The organism is Sphingomonas sp. ACRSK (assembly GCF_022346685.1).
Lineage (GTDB): Bacteria > Pseudomonadota > Alphaproteobacteria > Sphingomonadales > Sphingomonadaceae > Sphingomonas > Sphingomonas molluscorum.
In genome coordinates this window covers 1-953 of the sequence record NZ_JAKRNR010000088.1, presented here as the reverse complement: position 1 = coordinate 953, position 953 = coordinate 1, and the positions used below count along the sequence as shown (strand labels likewise).

The window sequence follows — 953 nt, the reverse complement described above, 5'->3', positions numbered from 1 at the left end:
GCCCGAAATACCGCCGGAAGGAGACTGACAGCGCGCCCATCATGGTCCCGCAACATCGAACAATGTCCTCGCCGGACGGACCGCTTCAAAATACGCGGTTTTTGCGGGTGTCCAGCTCGCGATGACGAAGATCGCGGCGAAAGCAAACTCAGCCGTCGGAAAGGCGAAGAACGGCCTTGAGGCATGACGAAAATCGTCCTGAGCTTCGAACCAGCCTTGCATGCGCTTTGTTTCAAGCATCGTCCAGAACAGCCATATGGCGCTAATGATGGGCAGCACATAGCGCGCTACGTGGTGGCCGGCGGTCTTGATGCGGGATGGCGTCATGTGCCGATTGTAGATGAAGGGGTGCGGCAAGCCATCGCTTTCGTCTCTCGGATGGAACGCTACGTGGTCCAGTTCCGCGGTACGAGTTCGCCTATGCGGTTGACAGGGTACCCGTCGGCGATGCGCGTAAGCACGTCGCGCAGCCAGGCTTGGGGGTCGACAAAGTTGAGCTTGGCGGTCTGGAGAGGGTGTAGATCGCCGCTGCCCGCTCGCTGTAGGTCCGCCGGCGCTCCGTCCGGGTAATGACCTCCATCTGCCCCATCTCCTGACCTCCTTCTGGACTCCAGGAGGAGACCACAGGTCCGGACATTGACGCCTACGCCGCCCCCGGCAACACGCGGCTCACCGGACGCTTACGGTGAGCGTGCTGTTTGGCGCCAGTTCGGCTGAGGAGCGGGCACGGCACACCGCGACCGTTTCCACTCGGGTGGCTATCTCCAGGGCCTGAGCGCGTATACCCCGGACGCACGAAAGCCCGCTGTCTTGCGACAAGCGGGCTTTTGAGTTGGTTGCGGGGACAGGATTTGAACCTGTGACCTTCAGGTTATGAGCCTGACGAGCTACCGGGCTGCTCCACCCCGCGCCAGGGTGCATTGCATTGTGAATGGGTTTGTGTGCACGAGCTT

Annotated in this window: 2 protein-coding genes and 1 tRNA gene; all 3 read right to left on the bottom strand. The window is 61.4% G+C overall.

The window, feature by feature from the left end; translation table 11 throughout:
- Positions 1-39: 39 nt before the first annotated feature.
- Positions 40-327: a hypothetical protein gene (locus MHZ35_RS17860; RefSeq protein ID WP_239436849.1), complete on the bottom strand. Its 288-nt coding sequence runs from the start codon at positions 325-327 to the stop codon at positions 40-42.
- A gap of 59 nt (positions 328-386) precedes the next feature.
- Positions 387-461 (bottom strand): hypothetical protein, encoded by a 75-nt coding sequence (locus MHZ35_RS18235; RefSeq protein ID WP_446741079.1) that lies wholly within the window; start codon positions 459-461, stop codon positions 387-389.
- A gap of 372 nt (positions 462-833) precedes the next feature.
- Positions 834-910, bottom strand: a tRNA-Met gene (locus tag MHZ35_RS17850).
- Positions 911-953: the final 43 nt, after the last annotated feature.